At 72.5% G+C, this 14,523-nt stretch carries 17 protein-coding genes and 1 pseudogene; 12 read left to right on the forward strand and 6 right to left on the reverse strand.

Annotated features, from left to right (window positions below; translation table 11 throughout):
* Positions 1–266 (forward strand): annotated as a pseudogene (locus CCN39_RS28510) (glycosyltransferase); the annotation flags it as partial.
* 45 nt (positions 267–311) lie between these two features.
* Entirely contained in the window at positions 312–563 is a 252-nt protein-coding gene (locus CCN39_RS28515) for a hypothetical protein (RefSeq protein WP_143264190.1), read from the forward strand.
* A gap of 13 nt (positions 564–576) precedes the next feature.
* Here CCN39_RS28515 and CCN39_RS28520 read toward each other — a convergent pair whose 3' ends face one another.
* Entirely contained in the window at positions 577–933 is a 357-nt protein-coding gene (locus tag CCN39_RS28520) for an L-rhamnose mutarotase (RefSeq protein ID WP_086847089.1), read from the reverse strand.
* A 26-nt stretch (positions 934–959) separates the two neighbouring features.
* The gene (locus CCN39_RS28525; RefSeq protein ID WP_086847091.1) at positions 960–1,718 is read right to left on the reverse strand and encodes a FadR/GntR family transcriptional regulator; all 759 of its coding nucleotides are present in this window, start codon (positions 1,716–1,718) and stop codon (positions 960–962) included.
* A 151-nt stretch (positions 1,719–1,869) separates the two neighbouring features.
* On the opposite strand from CCN39_RS28525, the gene CCN39_RS28530 reads away from it, so the two are divergent.
* The 5 genes from CCN39_RS28530 (at position 1,870) to CCN39_RS52625 (ending at position 6,415) form a co-directional block, all read left to right on the forward strand.
* Entirely contained in the window at positions 1,870–3,138 is a 1,269-nt protein-coding gene (locus CCN39_RS28530; RefSeq protein WP_086847093.1) for an ABC transporter substrate-binding protein, read from the forward strand.
* Positions 3,139–3,142: 4 nt separating this feature from the next.
* Positions 3,143–4,090, forward strand: a complete 948-nt coding sequence (locus CCN39_RS28535) for a carbohydrate ABC transporter permease (protein ID WP_244211046.1) — start codon at positions 3,143–3,145, stop codon at positions 4,088–4,090.
* The gene (locus CCN39_RS28540; RefSeq protein WP_086847097.1) at positions 4,090–4,917 is read left to right on the forward strand and encodes a carbohydrate ABC transporter permease; all 828 of its coding nucleotides are present in this window, start codon (positions 4,090–4,092) and stop codon (positions 4,915–4,917) included. Before CCN39_RS28535 ends, CCN39_RS28540 begins: the two co-directional genes overlap by 1 nt.
* Position 4,918: 1 nt before the next feature.
* A complete protein-coding gene (locus CCN39_RS28545) occupies positions 4,919–6,094 on the forward strand; it encodes a mandelate racemase/muconate lactonizing enzyme family protein (protein WP_086847099.1) in 1,176 nt (391 codons plus the stop codon).
* A gap of 198 nt (positions 6,095–6,292) precedes the next feature.
* The gene (locus CCN39_RS52625; RefSeq protein WP_279629589.1) at positions 6,293–6,415 is read left to right on the forward strand and encodes a hypothetical protein; all 123 of its coding nucleotides are present in this window, start codon (positions 6,293–6,295) and stop codon (positions 6,413–6,415) included.
* A 45-nt stretch (positions 6,416–6,460) separates the two neighbouring features.
* Here the strand turns inward: CCN39_RS52625 and CCN39_RS28550 are convergent, their stop codons facing one another.
* Entirely contained in the window at positions 6,461–7,369 is a 909-nt protein-coding gene (locus CCN39_RS28550) for an SDR family NAD(P)-dependent oxidoreductase (protein ID WP_086847101.1), read from the reverse strand.
* A 128-nt stretch (positions 7,370–7,497) separates the two neighbouring features.
* On the opposite strand from CCN39_RS28550, the gene CCN39_RS28555 reads away from it, so the two are divergent.
* Complete coding sequence (locus CCN39_RS28555; protein ID WP_086847103.1) at positions 7,498–8,166, forward strand: TetR/AcrR family transcriptional regulator; 669 nt, start codon at positions 7,498–7,500, stop codon at positions 8,164–8,166.
* 6 nt (positions 8,167–8,172) lie between these two features.
* Here CCN39_RS28555 and CCN39_RS28560 read toward each other — a convergent pair whose 3' ends face one another.
* Positions 8,173–9,066, reverse strand: coding sequence for a LysR family transcriptional regulator (locus CCN39_RS28560; RefSeq protein ID WP_086847105.1), 894 nt, complete (start codon positions 9,064–9,066; stop codon positions 8,173–8,175).
* A gap of 84 nt (positions 9,067–9,150) precedes the next feature.
* Here CCN39_RS28560 and CCN39_RS28565 point away from each other — a divergent pair, with 84 nt between their 5' ends.
* Both CCN39_RS28565 and CCN39_RS28570 read left to right on the forward strand, forming a co-directional pair.
* Positions 9,151–10,332, forward strand: coding sequence for an MFS transporter (locus CCN39_RS28565; RefSeq protein WP_086847106.1), 1,182 nt, complete (start codon positions 9,151–9,153; stop codon positions 10,330–10,332).
* Positions 10,333–10,354: 22 nt separating this feature from the next.
* Positions 10,355–11,032, forward strand: coding sequence for an alpha/beta fold hydrolase (locus tag CCN39_RS28570; protein WP_086847108.1), 678 nt, complete (start codon positions 10,355–10,357; stop codon positions 11,030–11,032).
* A 1-nt stretch (position 11,033) separates the two neighbouring features.
* On the opposite strand, the gene CCN39_RS28575 is transcribed toward CCN39_RS28570, so the two are convergent.
* Complete coding sequence (locus CCN39_RS28575) at positions 11,034–11,807, reverse strand: maleylpyruvate isomerase family mycothiol-dependent enzyme (RefSeq protein WP_086847110.1); 774 nt, start codon at positions 11,805–11,807, stop codon at positions 11,034–11,036.
* 55 nt (positions 11,808–11,862) lie between these two features.
* Here CCN39_RS28575 and CCN39_RS28580 point away from each other — a divergent pair, with 55 nt between their 5' ends.
* Both CCN39_RS28580 and CCN39_RS28585 read left to right on the forward strand, forming a co-directional pair.
* The gene (locus CCN39_RS28580; protein WP_086847112.1) at positions 11,863–12,303 is read left to right on the forward strand and encodes a hypothetical protein; all 441 of its coding nucleotides are present in this window, start codon (positions 11,863–11,865) and stop codon (positions 12,301–12,303) included.
* Positions 12,304–12,387: 84 nt separating this feature from the next.
* A complete protein-coding gene (locus CCN39_RS28585) occupies positions 12,388–13,971 on the forward strand; it encodes a long-chain-fatty-acid--CoA ligase (RefSeq protein ID WP_086847114.1) in 1,584 nt (527 codons plus the stop codon).
* A 12-nt stretch (positions 13,972–13,983) separates the two neighbouring features.
* On the opposite strand, the gene CCN39_RS28590 is transcribed toward CCN39_RS28585, so the two are convergent.
* The coding region (locus CCN39_RS28590) for a cellulose binding domain-containing protein (protein WP_208630417.1) at positions 13,984–14,523 on the reverse strand (540 nt) is incomplete at its 5' end.

Raw genomic sequence — 14,523 nt, forward strand, 5'->3', positions numbered from 1 at the left:
CCGCCCGGGCGGGCGTCCCGCAGGTGGTGGTCCCGATCCGGTTGGCGGACAACCCGTACTGGGCGGGTCAGGTGGCCGCGCACGGGGTCGGCACGGCGCTCGAAGACCCGACGTTCGAGTCCCTTGCTGCGGCGTTCGACACGGCACTGGCCCCGGAAACCGCGGCACGGGCGAAGGCCCTGGGAGCGAAGATCCGCACCGACGGCGCGAAGACGGCCGCCCGGCTGCTGCTCGACGAGCTCCGGGAGGTGCGGCCGATCGAGTGAAATCCGCCGGCCGGCCTCAACCGGTGCGGAGGTCCGGAGTGGACGGTGCGTACCGCCACCGGAGGCGTGACCAACGGCCACACCCGGGTGTACGCGTGCGACACCTTCAGCGACGGCTACGGGTTCCGCACGGAGTGGCGGACCCGCAGCGGCGGCGGTTCCGGCGTGGACGACGCCAACGGCAGCAGCTCCGGCTGCAGCGCCAAGACCCCGGGCACCTCGGACAACCCGGTGACCATCTTCCGCGTCTGCCAGAAGACGCCCAACTGGCAGTGCTCGAACTGGCAGAACGCCTGAGCCACCGTCGCGGTCAGGGGGTCTGACCGTCCACAAGGGACCCCTCGGCGAGGTGCCAGACCTCGTCCATGGGCGTCCACCAGGCGCCCCCTTCGCGCGCGGAGAGCGATTCCTGGCAGGGATCGGTCAACGCCCACCAGCGCTGCGTTTCGGGATCCGCGGCGATCCGCGCCTGGTCGGCGTCGTGGTCGTCGCCGACGTATTCGTAGTACCCGAAGAGCAGGTCGTCGTGCCGGAAGATGGTGAAGTTGCGGATGTTGGCCTCCCGCAGCGTCCGTTCGACCGCGGGCCAGACCGCGGCGTGCAGCCGCAGGTACTCCTCGCGCTTCTCCGGGCGCAGGCGGATCAGCATGCCGTAACGCTGGACCATAGGACTCCTTCCGGACGCTTCGGCGGTCACCGCTCCAACCGGCCGGGGTCGCCGGATTCGGGACGGCGCGCCAGCCACGCCTCGGTGATGTGGTCGAACATCGCCTTCGCGGCGCCGTCCCCGTCGCCGGCCGCGATCCGTTCGTAAACGCGGCGGTGCCCCCGGTTCGAGGCCACGCACAAAGCCCGCTCGCTCGGCCCCACATAACGGGCGGTGTTGACGACCTGGCTCTCCAGCGCCCGCACCACGCCCCGGGCGAGGCGGTTGCCCGAGACCTGCATGATCGTGTCGTGGAACGCGAGGTCCTGCTCGCGGTAGGCGTCGGGGTCGTCGACCAGTTCGTCCATGAGGTCCACCAGCTCGCCCAGCCGGGCGACGACCTCCGGGCCGGCGGTCCGCGCGGCGACCAGCGCCATGTCCGATTCGAGCAGCCGGCGCGTCACCACCAGGTCGTCGAGGACGGCCGAGGTCTCGTCCTCCGCGATCACCGCGGCCAGCACGAGTTCGTCGAGCATGTTCCACATCGACGGCGGGTTCACCACCGTGCCCGCGCCCTGGCGGACCTGGACCAGGCCCTTCGCCTGCAGCAGCTTCACCGCCTCGCGGACCACCGTCCGGCTCACCGAGAAGTTCTCGCACAGCACCGGTTCGGCGGGCAGCGACGTCCCGGACGGGTGGACCCCGCGCACCACGCGGCCCACGAGTTCGGCGGTGACCGCGCTCGCCAGGTTCGCGGGGCGGCGCACCCACTCGGGGGCGGCGGGTTGCCGGTCTGATGCCGTCATCGTTCCTCCGGTCGCACTGCGCCGACCTTCGCCGTACGCACGTGAAGCTTACACAGCTTGGCCGTTGACGTCATACGTCATACGAGTTACGTTTTGCCGCACTGTGCCGGGCCACTCCCCGTCCGGCCACCGTCTGGAGAAGTGAGCAGCGATGAAGCAGCGCACACTAATCTCGGCCGCCCTGGCCGCGGCGTTGGCGTTGACCGCCGGATGCGGAAGTGCCGCCGGACCGGCCGCCCCGTCCGGCGACGCGAGCGGCAAGCTCGTGGTCTGGGACTGGAAATCCGGCGACGCCAAGGCCGCGGGGTACGTCGCGAAGGCCAAGGCCGAGTTCGCCAAGCAGCACCCCGGCGTCACCGTCGAGTTCGTGGCCCAGCCCTACGACCAGTACTACACCCTGCTGGGCGCGGCGATCCAGGCCAAACGCGGGCCGGACGTCATGCTCTTCAACGGCGGCGGCCAGATCCGCGACCGGGTCGCCGACCTCGCACCGCTGGACTCCTACGTCACCGACGACCGGTCGCGCCTCAGCGGCTGGGACGCGTTCAGCAAGGACGGCAAGGTCTACGCCGAGCCCGTCACCCTGCAGGGCCACCCGGTCTACTACAACAAGGAGCTCTACCAGAAGGCCGGGCTCAACCCCGACGCCCCGCCCCGGACCTGGGACGAGTTCGTCCGCGACTGCGGCACCATCGCCGCCAAGACCGGCGCGAAGTGCCTGGCCCTGGGCAACAAGGAGGGCGCCGGGATCCAGTTCTTCCTGTCGGCGCTGGGTTCGGCGAGCCTGACGCCGCAGGAGTACACCGACTGGATCGCCGGCAAGCGCGACTGGACCGCCCCGGACGTCAAGCGGATCTTCGAGCTCTGGAAGCAGGCCGGCGACACCGGCCTCAACACCGACGGCCCCAACTCCACCGCGATGTTCAACGACGCGTTCGCGCTCTTCCAGTCCGGCAAGGCGGCGAACGTCATCGGCCTGATGTCCGACGTCGGGCACTGGAAGGACTTCGCCGAGTTCCTCGGCGCGGACAAGGTCGGCGTGATGACCGCGCCGCAGGTCAACCCGGCCGCCACCCCGAGCCTGCCGTACGACGGCGGCATCGGCTACGCGGTCGCGAAGAGCACGAAGGATCCCAAGGTGGCCGCGGACCTGGTCCGGTCGCTGAGCTCGACCGACGCGCTGAAGTCCTTCTACGCCGACAGCGGCGCGATCGCCGCGGACACGTCGATCGACGTCTCGGCGGCCGGACCGGCCGTGGCGACGATCGTCTCGCAGGTCAAGACCGGCAAGCCCGCCCTGCACGTCGCCCTCTCGTCGAAGACGCTCGACCTCATGGGCCGGCTCTCCCAGCAGCTGCTGAGCGGGTCGATCGGGGTCGACGCGGTGCTGCAGCAACTGGCCGCGTCGGACAAGGGCTGACGGCGTGACCGGGTACTCCCCCGCTCCGGTGGACCGGGCTCCGGCCCGGCCCGCCGGAGGGCCCGCCCCGGCCCGGCGTGCCCCGCGCGGAACGCGGCTCGAGCGCTTCGCGCCGCTGGTCCTCGTCGCCCCGGCCGTGCTGGTCGTCCTCCTGCTCCGGCTGTGGCCGCTGCTGCTCGGCGTCAACTTCTCCTTCACCGGCGACGGCGCCCGCAACGGCACGGCCGTCGGCTTCGACAACTACGTGACGCTGTTCGCCGATCCGCTGTTCCGCACCGCCCTGCGCAACGTCGGGCTGCTCGTGCTGCTGCTCCCGGTCGCCGTCGCCATCCCCGGCCTGCTCGCCACCTTCATCCACCTGAAGGTGCCCGGCCACCGGGTCTACCGCGGCGTCTACTTCTTCCCGGCCGTGCTGTCCCCGGTGATCGTCGGGGCGATCTTCAACCTGCTGCTGGCCTTCGACGGGCCGGCCAACGCCCTGCTCGGGCTGGTCGGCCTGGGGCCGGTGGACTGGCTCGGAAATCCGGGGGTGGCGATCTTCGCCGTCGTCGGGGTGCACGTCTGGGCGACGTTCGGCATGGCACTGGTCGTCTTCCTCGCCGGTTTCTCCACTTTGGACTCCTCGTTGCTGGACGCGGCCAAAGTGGACGGTGCGTCGCTGCCGCAGACCATCCGGCACGTGATCGTCCCCGGCCTGTCCCGGACCATCCAGTTCGTCTTCGTCACCACCATGATCGGGATGCTGACCTCGATGTTCGGCCTGCTGTACGTGATGACCAGCGGCGGCCCGGCCGGGTCGACCTACCTGCCCGAGTACTACGTCTGGTTCCAGCAGGGGCACCTGAACCAGCCCGCGCTCGCCTCCGCGGCGTCCACGGTGCTGTTCCTGATCATGCTCGGGGTCGGGCTGGCGCAGATCGGCATCCTGCGGCGCGCCGGAAGGGAGGACTGATGTCCGGTTCCCGGCTCACGAAGTGGCTCGCCGCCATCCCCATGGCCGCCCTCGCCCTGGCGACGATCTACCCCCTGGTGTTCACCGCGAACGTCGCCATGAAGGACCGCCGCGAATACACCCTCGACCGGTTCTCCCCCGCCGGATCGCTGCGCTGGGACAACATCGCCCGGGCGTGGACGAGCGTGGGGATGTCGCGGTACTTCCTCAACTCGGTCGTCGTCGTGGTGTGCTCGGTCGCGGTGCTCCTGCTGCTCGGGTCGATGGCCGGCTTCGCGCTCGGGCGCCTGCGCTTCCGCGGGTCGTCCGTGGTGTTCCTGGGCATCCTCGCCGCGCTGTTCGTGCCGTTCCAGGTGATCATGGTCCCGCTGGCCCGGATGATGGCGGGCACCGGGCTCATCGACACCTACCCCGGGCTGGTGCTCGCCTACGTGGCGCAGTTCCTGCCGTTCACGGTCTTCCTGATGACCAGCTTCTACTCGGCCGTGCCGCCGGAGATCGTCGACGCCGCCCGCGTCGACGGCACCACCGTCTACGGCGTCTACTGGCGGATCATGCTCCCCCTGGGTGCCCCGGCGCTGCTGTCGGTCGGGGTGCTCGACGCGCTGTTCTGCTGGAACGACGTCCTGATCTCGCTGCTGCTGATGCCGTCCGCGGAACACCGGACGCTCATGGTCGGGGTGACCGCGCTGCGCGGGCAGTACTCGGCCGACATCCCGACGTTCGCCGCGGGTGTGCTGATCGCCGCGGTGCCGGTGCTGCTCGTCTACCTGTTCCTGCAACGCCAGATCGCCGACGGGGTCACCGCCGGGTCCACGAAGGGATGAAATGCGCATCACTGCTTTCCGGGCCCTCACCACCGTCCAGGACTGGGGCCGCCCGATCGGCGACGCCAACGGCGTCCACGCCGGCGGTCTCGTCCGGATGCCGCTCGTCGTCGTCGAGACGGACGAAGGCGTCACCGGCGTCGGGCTCGGTTCACACGTGCAGGCGGAGACGGTCTTCGCCGCGATCGAGGGCGAAGACCCGCGCGGCGTGAGCGCCCTCTACGACCGGATGCTGCGGCGGACGTTCAAGGCGGGGCACGCCGGCGCGGTGTTCGGCACCATCGGCGCCTTCGACACGGCGTTGTGGGACATCAAGGCGCAGCTGGCGGGCGAGCCGCTCTGGCGGCTGCTCGGCGGGCGGGACCGCCGCGTGCCCGCCTACGCCTCGGGTCTCGACATCGCCCTGGAGGACGACGAGCTGGCCGCGCTGTACCGCACCTACGCCGGCCACGGGCTGCGCGCGGCGAAGCTCAAGGGCGGCCTGGACATCGACCGCGACCGGCGTCGCCTCGGCCTGGTCCGCGACGTCCTCGCCGAGGCCGGCGCCGGCCGCCCGGGCCTGATGCTGGACGTCAACGAGAACTGGACCCGCAAGCAGGCCGTCCGGCACGTCGCCGAACTCGAGCGGACCCTCGACCTGACCTGGATCGAGGAACCGGTGCGGCGCTGGGACGTGGACGGCCACGCGGCGGTCGGCCGCGGTGTCCGCGCCTCGGTCGCCACCGGGGAGAACCTCACGGGGCTGGAACAGCACCGGCCGCTGATCACGGCGGGGGCGGTCGACGTCGTCCAGACGGCCGCGGGCTGGGGCGTCACCCACTTCCTGCGGGTCGCCGCCCTCGCCCACGCCCACGACCTGCCGGTGAGCCCGATCGGGACGACCCCGGTCGGCCTGGTGCACGCGGCGACCGCGGTGCCCAACCACCTGGTCACCGAGCTGCAGGACCTCCACCCCCCGGTGGGCATCACGGTCGCCCACGAGATCGGCGACGGCGCGTTCATCCTCGGCGACGAGCCGGGCCTGGGCGTCCACCTCGACGAGCCAGCCATCGCCGCGGCCGGGCACCGCCTCCCGGACCCGTCCTCCGGCGGATCCCACATCCGTCCGGACCGCGCGGGCTACCACCTGCTCCCCACCTCCGGCAACGGCCACCGCCCGGCAGTAGAACTCACGTGACTGGAGGGTCGACACGCGTGATTGGCGGGTCGACACGGGGTGATCGCCGTGTCGTCGCCCGGATCACGCGTGTCGGCTTCAGGATTACGCGTGTCGACCCTTCAGTCCAGTGCCGGGTGGCGGTGGGTCCAGCCCAGCACCGGCTCCAGCGCCCGCCCGGGTTATCGACCGCCTCCTGCAGGACCGTGCCCACCCGCGGTGGCCGAATCCCGCGTCTTCGCCCGGTCCATCCGGTACCGCAGCTGGGAGCCCACCAGCGCGGGCTCGTCGTACGGCATCGCGGACACCGACGCGTCCGGCACCGTCTGCGCGGGGAGCTGAGACCTGCTCGGGCGGCCGGTCCCGAGCCGGTGACCCACGTGCTGCTCAGCCGACGGGGAACTTGACGCCGGTGAGCTCCTCCGAAACCGTCCAGAGCCGCTGCTGGATCGCCGCGTCGTAGGACTGCGGGCTCGACGCCACCACCTGCGGGCGCCCGCGGTAACCGCCCGGGCCGGCCGGGCCGTAGTACTGGCCGCCGAGGGCGGCCGGGTCGGTCGCCGCGCGGAGGGTCGGGAGGGCGCCGCGCTCGGAGCTCTGCGTGAACAGCGGTGCCACCAGCGGGAAGAGCGCGCGCATCACCGCCGGGGAGTTGCGCATCAGCTCGGTGCGGGCCACGCCGGGGTGCGCCGCGATCGACGTCGTCGTGCCGTGCGGGGCGAGGCGGCGCTGCAGTTCGTAGGCGAACATCAGATTGGCGAGCTTGGCCTGCCCGTACGCCGCGACGCGGTCGTAGGAGTTCTCCCACTGCAGGTCGTCGAAGTGGATTCCGGCGCGGATGCGGTGGGCGATGCTGGCGACCGTCACGACCCGGGAGCCCTCGACCGGCAGCAGCAGGTCCAGCAGCAGGCCGGTCAGGGCGAAGTGCCCGAGGTGGTTCGTGCCGAACTGCAGCTCGAACCCCTCCCGGGTGGTCTGGCGCGGCGGGTACATGACGCCGGCGTTGTTGATCAGCAGGTCGATCTTCGGCAGCGTGGCGTGCAGGTCGGCCGCGGCGGACCGGATGGACTCCTGCGACGCCAGGTCCAGCGCCTGCACGGTGACGTCGGCGTTCGCGCCCAGTCGCGCGGCCGCCTGCTTGCCCTTCTCGACGTCGCGGACGGCCAGCACCACCGTCGCGCCGCGTTCGGCCAGCACCTTCGCCGTGTCGAAGCCGAGGCCGGTGTTGGCGCCGGTGATCACGGCCACGCGGCCGCGCTGGCTCGGGACGTCGCGCTCGGTCCAGTTGTCGCTCATGGGGGTCTCCTGGGTCGCGGCCCTTTCGGACCGTCGGTCTGTTATGTCTCCGACGCTAAAGAACCGTCGGTCTGTTGTCAAGAGACCGTCGGTCTCCAATCTGGCCGCCGAGGCGTTACGCTGGTCGCATGACGTTCCAGCGGGCGCGCAGCGCGGAGCAGCGGGAGGAGCGGCGCCGCACGATCCTCGACACGGCGCTGAAGATGCTCGACGAGATGCCGGTGGCCGAGGTCAGCCTCAACGAGCTCAGCCGCCGGGTCGGCCTGGCCAAGTCGAACGTCCTGCGCTACTTCGAATCCCGCGAGGCGGTGCTGCTCGAGCTGCTGGACCGCGCGCTGCGGGAGTGGCTGGCCGAGGTGGCCGGCGAGGTGGCCGAGGGCGTCGACCCGGCCCTTCCGGCGCCGGAGCGGGCCGCGGCGTTCGCGGCGGTGATCGCCCGTTCGCTGGCCGGCCGCACGGTGCTGTGCGACCTCATCGGCGCGCAGGCGGGAGTGCTGGAGCACAACGTGTCCACCGACGTCGTGGTGCGGTTCAAGAGGTCCGCCCTCGGCGGGCTCGACACGATGGCCGAGCTGCTGGGCCGGTCGGTCCCCGAGGTCGGCGGCGAGGCGGCACCGGTGTGCCTCCTGGCGATGATCCTGGCCGGCGGGCTGTGGACGCACTGCCGCCCGTCACCCAGCGCCCAGGCGGCTTACGCGGTGGATCCGGCGCTGGCCGCGCTGCACCTGGACCTGGCGCCGGCGCTGGAGCACGGGCTGACCCTGTTGATCACGGGCGCCATGGCCCGCACCGGCTGATCGCGGTCACATCCGCCCGGCGAGGTCGCGCGCCACCTCGACCGCGATCTCGCGCGTCCGGATGGCCAGTGGCGACTCCGTGCGCCCCGCCGGCCAGTACAGGGACAGCTCCCGCGCCGGCGCCGGGGTCAGCCGGTGGATGCTCAGCTGGTCGTCGGACCAGGCGTCCTGGCCGTGCAACGCCAGCCACGGCAGCACCGCCCAGCCGATGCCCGCCCGGACCATCGACAGGATCGTTTCGTGGCCCGTCGTGCGGAACACGAACCGGGGCTGCGCGCCGGCGCGGGCGAACGTCCGCTCCAGCCAGCGCTGGTGGTGGGTGGGCGGCCAGGCGACCATCGCCACGTCGTCGAGCCGCTTCACCCGCACCGGGCCGGCCGGCACCGCGCCCGCGCCCGTCACCAGGAGGTACGGCTCGTCGAACAGCTTGACGTGCTCGACCTCGCCGTCGACCGGGCCGTCGTGGAACAGCAGGTCGAGCTCGCCGATCCGCGGGTCGTCCGGCGGCACGTCGGACAGCCTGATGTCGCAGCCGGGGTGCTCGTCCAGCAGCCGGCGGATGACGGCCGGCAGGATCAGGTTGGACACGCTCTGGAAGGTGCCGATGTCGATGCGGCCGTGGCCCGCCCGGAACCGGGCGACGGCGTCGGTCAGCGCCTCGCCCTTCGCCAGCAGCTCGCGGCCGTGCGCCAGGACCACCTCGCCGAGCCGCGTGATCCGGACCGGCCTCGGCCCGCCGGGCCGGTCGAAAACCGGCCCGCCGACCGCCTTCTCCAGCGCGGCGATCTGCTGGCTCACCGAGGATTGCGTGTAGCCGAGCCGCGTGGCGGCCTGTCCGAACGTGCCTTCCTCGGCGATCGCGGCCATGGTCCGCAGGTGGCGCAGCTCGAAGTCGGCCATAACCGCCTAACATAGCCGATGGCGATTGATTCGATCGGAATTCATCGCTTTTCGTGATGTCTTCGCGGACCTAGCGTGAGTCCCATGACGACCAGGACCACGGAAACCCGGCCAGGACTCCCCCACCTCGTCTGGGCCCTGGCGGCCACGCACTTCGTCGGCCGCGCCGGAGGTGTCGTGCGCTCGTTCCTGGTGCTGTACCTGACGCAGGCGCAGCACCTCTCCCCCGCGAGCGCGGGGGCGGTGGTCGCGGCGGTCGGCCTGGGCGACATCGGCTCCCAGGTGCTCGGCGGCTGGCTCGGCGACCGGATCGGCCGGCGCAACACCATGCTCGCCGGCTTCCTGGGCGCCGCCGCGGCGCTCACCGCGCTCGGCTCGGCCGACTCGCTGCCCGGGATCTGGGCGGCCGCCGTCGCCGTCGGGCTGACGATCGAGCTGTTCCGCCCGGCCGGGTCGGCCGCGGTCGCCGATCTGCCCGCGCCCCAGCGGATCCGCGCGTTCGGGATGCTCTACTGGGCGGCCAACCTCGGCTTCTCGGTCGCCACCGTCGCCGCGGGGGTCCTCGCGAAGTACGGCTACGGGCTGCTGTTCTGGATCAATGTCCTGGCTTCGCTGGCCGCGGCCCTGATCGTCTGGCGCCAGGTGCCGGAAACCCGGCCGGCGGGCTCGGTGCGGACGCGGCGGGCGCTGCTGCCCGTCGTGCTGCGCGACCGGGTGATGCTCGCGATGCTGGCGCTGCACGTCGGCTACTTCACGCTGTTCCTGCAGACGTTCACGACGCTGCCGCTGCTGATGACGGCAGCGGGCCTCGGTCCCGCGGCCTACGGCGGGGTGCTGGCGCTGAACGGGATCGCCGTCGTGGCCCTTCAGCCGGTGGCGGTCCGGCTGCTCGCCGGCCGCAGCGCCCACGCGGTGTCGGCCGCCTCGATGCTGCTGGCCGGGCTCGGCGCCGCGCTCGGCACCGTCAGCCACGGCACCACCGCCTTCGCCGGTTCGGTCGTGCTCTGGACCCTCGGCCAGATCGGGATCGCCGTCCGGTTCGGCGACACCTTCGCCGAGCTCGCGCCGCCCGAGCTGCGCGGCGGGTACCTGGGCCTCGCCTCGACCACCTGGAGCGTCGGCGCGGTGCTCGGCCCGCTGGCCGGAACCGCACTGCTCGAACTGGCCGGCGCCACCGTCCTCGGCGCGGCCTGCGCGATCGGCGGGCTCGCGCTGTTCACCGCCCAGCGGGCGCTCGGGCCGGCCCTGCGCCGCCGGAACTCCTGAACGACCACGGAAAGGCAAGCCCATGAGCACTTATGTGTTGATCCACGGTGGCGGAGACGTCGGCTGGTCCTGGCACCTGGTCGCCGCCGAGCTGCGGACCCGGGGCCACGAGGTGGTGGCTCCGGACCTGCCCGGTGACGACGACGCGGCCACGCTCACCGACTACGCCGACGCGGTGGTCCAAGCGGTCGGCGGCCGGACCGACGTGGTCGTCGTCGGCCACTCGTTCGGCGGGTTCACCGCACCGCTGGTCGCCGACCGGCTCGCGGCCAGGCTCCTGGTCCTGGTGGCCGGCATGATCCCCGCGCCCGGCGAATCGCCCGAAGAGTGGAGCCGGAACACCGGGTGCGGCGAGGCCGTCCGGGCCCAGGCGGCCCGCGACGAGGGCCGCACCGGCCACGCCGACCCGTACGTCAGCTTCTACCACGACGTCCCGCGTGCCCTCGCCGACGAAGCGCTGAGCAAAGAGCGCGCCCACCCCTCCCCCACCGCGATGCGGGAGCCGTGGCCCCTGGCGGCGTGGCCGGACGTCCCCACCCGGTTCGTGCTGTGCCGCGAAGACCGCTGCTTCCCGCCGGACTTCTTCCGCCGGCTGGCGGCCGAGCGGCTCGGCATCGTGCCGGACGAAATCGACGCCGGCCACTGCGTCGCGCTCAGCCGCCCCGCCGAACTGGCCGGGCTCCTCGAGAGCTACCGATGACTCAGAAGCCGGGGAACACCCGGCGCAGCTCGTCGAGCGTGACCCCGCCGTCGACGGTGACGCCGTGGTCGTACGGCGGCTTGAGCCGGCCGTTGACCAGCCGGACGAACGCTTCCGCCGGCCCGGCGAACGTCGCCGTCGGGGCTTCGAGGTGGTCCACCACGGTGACCGCGTCGTCGATCACCAGCCCGGCGCCGGGCACCGCGACCGACACCGGGGCCGCGAGCTCGGCCGGCTTCGCGAGGAAGCCCAGCATGAACCCCAGCGGCCCGGTCAGCAGATCGAGCACCACGTCGGCCGAGCCGCCGTCGACCCCGGCGTTCTTGTCGAACGCGACGCGCACGTCCCACGAGTGGTTGGCCACCTCGTTGAGCCGCATGCCCAGCGCGGTCACCAGCGGGACGGGCTCCGGCAGGAAGCCGAGGTCGACGGTCAGCGAGGACCGCTGCTCCGGCGTGAGCGCCTCGACCGTTTCGAGCCAGCGGGCGTTGTGCTCCAGGAAACCCTCGGCCTGCGCGCGCGGCGCGGAGGCGTCCCAGCGGGCCCAGATCGTCGGGTTGTCCTCGGCCGCCACGGTCTCGCCGGCGGCCCGCGCGATCGGCGCGCGGCCGATCTCGGCGCCGCTGCCGAGGTGGGAAAGGGCTTGGGCGACGGTCCATTCCGCGGCGCCGCTGGGCACCACCAGCTGGTCGTCGGTGAGGCCGCGGACGAGGTCGGCGAGCGTGTCGTGCTCGGAACGGAGGGCGGTGATCGTGCGGTCCACGAGTTGGCTCATGCCACCCACAACTCCCCCGGGGGCGCGGCTGTTCCGCGGTTGCTAGGTTGCCCCGGTGAGTCTCCTCGACGACGTGGCCGAACGCGACGGCTGGCGATGCTGGGTGTGCGACGAACCGGTCGACCCCCACATGTCGGTGAACGACCCGCGCGGGCCGAGCGTCGACAGCCGGACCGCGGACCGGAAGGCCAAGATCGCCGAGCGGCTCGCCCACCGCGGCTGCAACACCCGCAAGGGCGCGGTCAAGGTGGTCATCGCCTGGCCGGAGCGCCTGCACGTGGCCGACCCCGCGCCGCTGATCACGGTGGCCGGGCGGCTGGAGCGCAAGGGCGGCCGGGAGCTGGTCGCCCGGTGCCCGACCGAGCAGGACGCCCGGGACGCGGCGGATTGGCTGGTGGACCGGTTCTCCCGGCTGGTACCGGGGCTGCCGGTCACCGCCGGCGTCGAGGCGGGCGGCGGCCAGTTCCTCGTCGTCCTGGCCACCGGGCGCCGCTGACCGGTGTGGTGGACCCCGCGGCGGGCACCGTGGTAGAAGTAGAACGTGTTTCACTTCTGACCGCACTGGCCTGGAGGTGCGCGGATGAGCGTCCCGACGGTGACCGATCTGCTGCTGGCCCGCGCCGGCGACGAGCGCCCCGGCCTGCGGTTCGAGGACGAGACGTGGTCGTGGGCCGAGCACGTCCGGGTGTCGGCGCGCTGGGCGGGCGGCCTCCGCGAAGCGCTGCGCCCGGGTGAACCGCCCCACGTCGGCATCCTGGCCGACAACGTCCCGCAGTTCTCCTTCCTCCTGGGCGCCTGCGCGTTCGCCGGGGCGGTGCTGGTCGGGCTCAACCCCACCCGGCGCGGTGCCGCGCTCGCGCGGGACATCCGGCTCGCCGACTGCCAGTTCGTGCTCGCCGAAGACAAGTACCGGCCCCTGCTGGCGGGACTGGACCTCGGCGGGATCGGCGTGCGGGACCTGGCGTCCTGGACCCCGGCGCACGACCCGATCGAACCGGTCCCCGCCGCCGCGGACGACCTGCTGATGCTGATCTTCACCTCCGGCACCAGCGGCGACCCGAAGGCGGTGCGCTGCACCCACGGCAAGATCGCGTTCCCCGGCGCCATGCTCGCCGAGCGCTTCCGGCTGTCCTCATCGGACACCGTCTACGTCACGATGCCGATGTTCCACTCCAACGCCGTCATGGCCGGCTGGGCCGTCGGGCTCGCGGCCGGCGCGGGCATCGCCCTGCGCCGCCGGTTCTCCGCCTCCGGTTTCCTGCCCGACGTGCGGAAGTTCGGCGCGACCTACGCCAACTACGTGGGCAAGCCACTGTCCTATGTGGTCGCAACACCGCCGCGGCCGGACGACGCGGACAACCCGCTGCGCCTCGTCTACGGCAACGAAGGAGCGAGCGCCGACCTGGCCGCGTTCGAGAACCGCTTCGGCTGCAAGGTCGTCGACGCCTTCGGCTCCACCGAGGGCGGCGTGGGGTTCGCCCGTACCGACGACACCCCGGCCGGCTCGCTCGGCAGGCCGGCCGGCGACGTCGCCATCCTGCACCCGGACACCGGCCGCCCGTGTCCGCCCGCCGAGTTCGACGCCGACGGCCGCCTGGCCAACGCCGCCGACGCCGTCGGCGAACTGGTCAACACCGCGGGCGCGGGCTGGTTCGCCGGCTACTACCGCGATCCCGCGGCCGACGCCGAGCGGCTGCGCGACGGCCGGTTCCACACCGGCGACCTCGCCTACGCCGACGCCGACGGCTTCTGCTACTTCGCCGGGCGCCTCGGCGACTGGCTGCGCGTCGACGGCGAAAACCTCGGCACGGCACCGATCGAGCGCATTCTCCTGCGCCACCCCGCGATCACCGAGGCCGCCGTCTACGCGGTGCCCGACCCGGTGACCGGCGACCAGGTGATGGCCGCGATCGTCACCGGCGGAACGCCCGTGGACCCGGCGGACTTCGGCCGTTTCCTCGCCGCCCAGGCCGATCTCGGGCCCAAGCAGGTGCCCCGGTACGTGCGCACGGTCCGCGAGCTCCCGCGGACGTCGACGTTCAAGGTGCTCAAGCGGCAGCTGGCCGCCGAGGGGGTGGAGTGCGCCGACGTGGTCTGGGAACGCGAGGGGACGGACATCGCCTACACCGACCCGGGGTCACGCCTTCGCGCCGCGAAGACGTGACCCCGGTGCCGGTCAGGCGGCGGTGCAGGCCGCGCCGTTGAGGGTGAACGCGGTGGCCGGCGCGGTGTTCCCGGTGTGGTTGGCCTGGAAACCGATGGTGATCGACGCACCGGCGGCGAGTTCGGCGTTGTAGGCGACGTTGGTGGCGCTCACCTGCCCGGAGGCCGGCGAGTACCCGGCACCCCAGCCGGAGGTGATGGTCTGCCCGGCGGGCAGGGTGAACCCGAGCGACCAGCCGCTGATCGCGGCCGAGCCGGTGTTCGTGATGGTGATGTTCTCGGTCAGGCCGGTGTTCCACGCGTTGACCGTGGTGCCGATCCGGCAGGTCCCGGTGCCCGGCGGCGGGTCGTCGGGCGGCGGCGTGGTGGAGCCGAACTGCGAGAAGAACTGCCACACCAGCGCCGGCACCCAGGTCCGGGAACCGCTGTCACCGGTCGCCCCGTCCTGCGGGGCGGCGATGTGCCCCTCGTCGAAGGCGGCCCACTGCACGGGGTACCCGGCCCGGCAGCCCGCGTAGCTCGTCACCCGGTGCGTCAGGCTGCCCTGGGCCGG

The organism is Amycolatopsis kentuckyensis (assembly GCF_002155975.1).
Taxonomy (GTDB): Bacteria; Actinomycetota; Actinomycetes; order Mycobacteriales; family Pseudonocardiaceae; genus Amycolatopsis; species Amycolatopsis kentuckyensis.

Coding starts and splice junctions, on each gene's coding strand:
- CCN39_RS28520 (WP_086847089.1), bottom strand. CDS start 933: ATGGTCCAGCGTTACGGCATGCTGATCCGCCTGCGCCCGGAGAAGCGC.
- CCN39_RS28525 (WP_086847091.1), bottom strand. CDS start 1,718: ATGACGGCATCAGACCGGCAACCCGCCGCCCCCGAGTGGGTGCGCCGC.
- CCN39_RS28530 (WP_086847093.1), top strand. CDS start 1,870: ATGAAGCAGCGCACACTAATCTCGGCCGCCCTGGCCGCGGCGTTGGCG.
- CCN39_RS28540 (WP_086847097.1), top strand. CDS start 4,090: ATGTCCGGTTCCCGGCTCACGAAGTGGCTCGCCGCCATCCCCATGGCC.
- CCN39_RS28545 (WP_086847099.1), top strand. CDS start 4,919: ATGCGCATCACTGCTTTCCGGGCCCTCACCACCGTCCAGGACTGGGGC.
- CCN39_RS28550 (WP_086847101.1), bottom strand. CDS start 7,369: ATGAGCGACAACTGGACCGAGCGCGACGTCCCGAGCCAGCGCGGCCGC.
- CCN39_RS28555 (WP_086847103.1), top strand. CDS start 7,498: ATGACGTTCCAGCGGGCGCGCAGCGCGGAGCAGCGGGAGGAGCGGCGC.
- CCN39_RS28560 (WP_086847105.1), bottom strand. CDS start 9,066: ATGGCCGACTTCGAGCTGCGCCACCTGCGGACCATGGCCGCGATCGCC.
- CCN39_RS28565 (WP_086847106.1), top strand. CDS start 9,151: ATGACGACCAGGACCACGGAAACCCGGCCAGGACTCCCCCACCTCGTC.
- CCN39_RS28570 (WP_086847108.1), top strand. CDS start 10,355: ATGAGCACTTATGTGTTGATCCACGGTGGCGGAGACGTCGGCTGGTCC.
- CCN39_RS28575 (WP_086847110.1), bottom strand. CDS start 11,807: ATGAGCCAACTCGTGGACCGCACGATCACCGCCCTCCGTTCCGAGCAC.
- CCN39_RS28585 (WP_086847114.1), top strand. CDS start 12,388: ATGAGCGTCCCGACGGTGACCGATCTGCTGCTGGCCCGCGCCGGCGAC.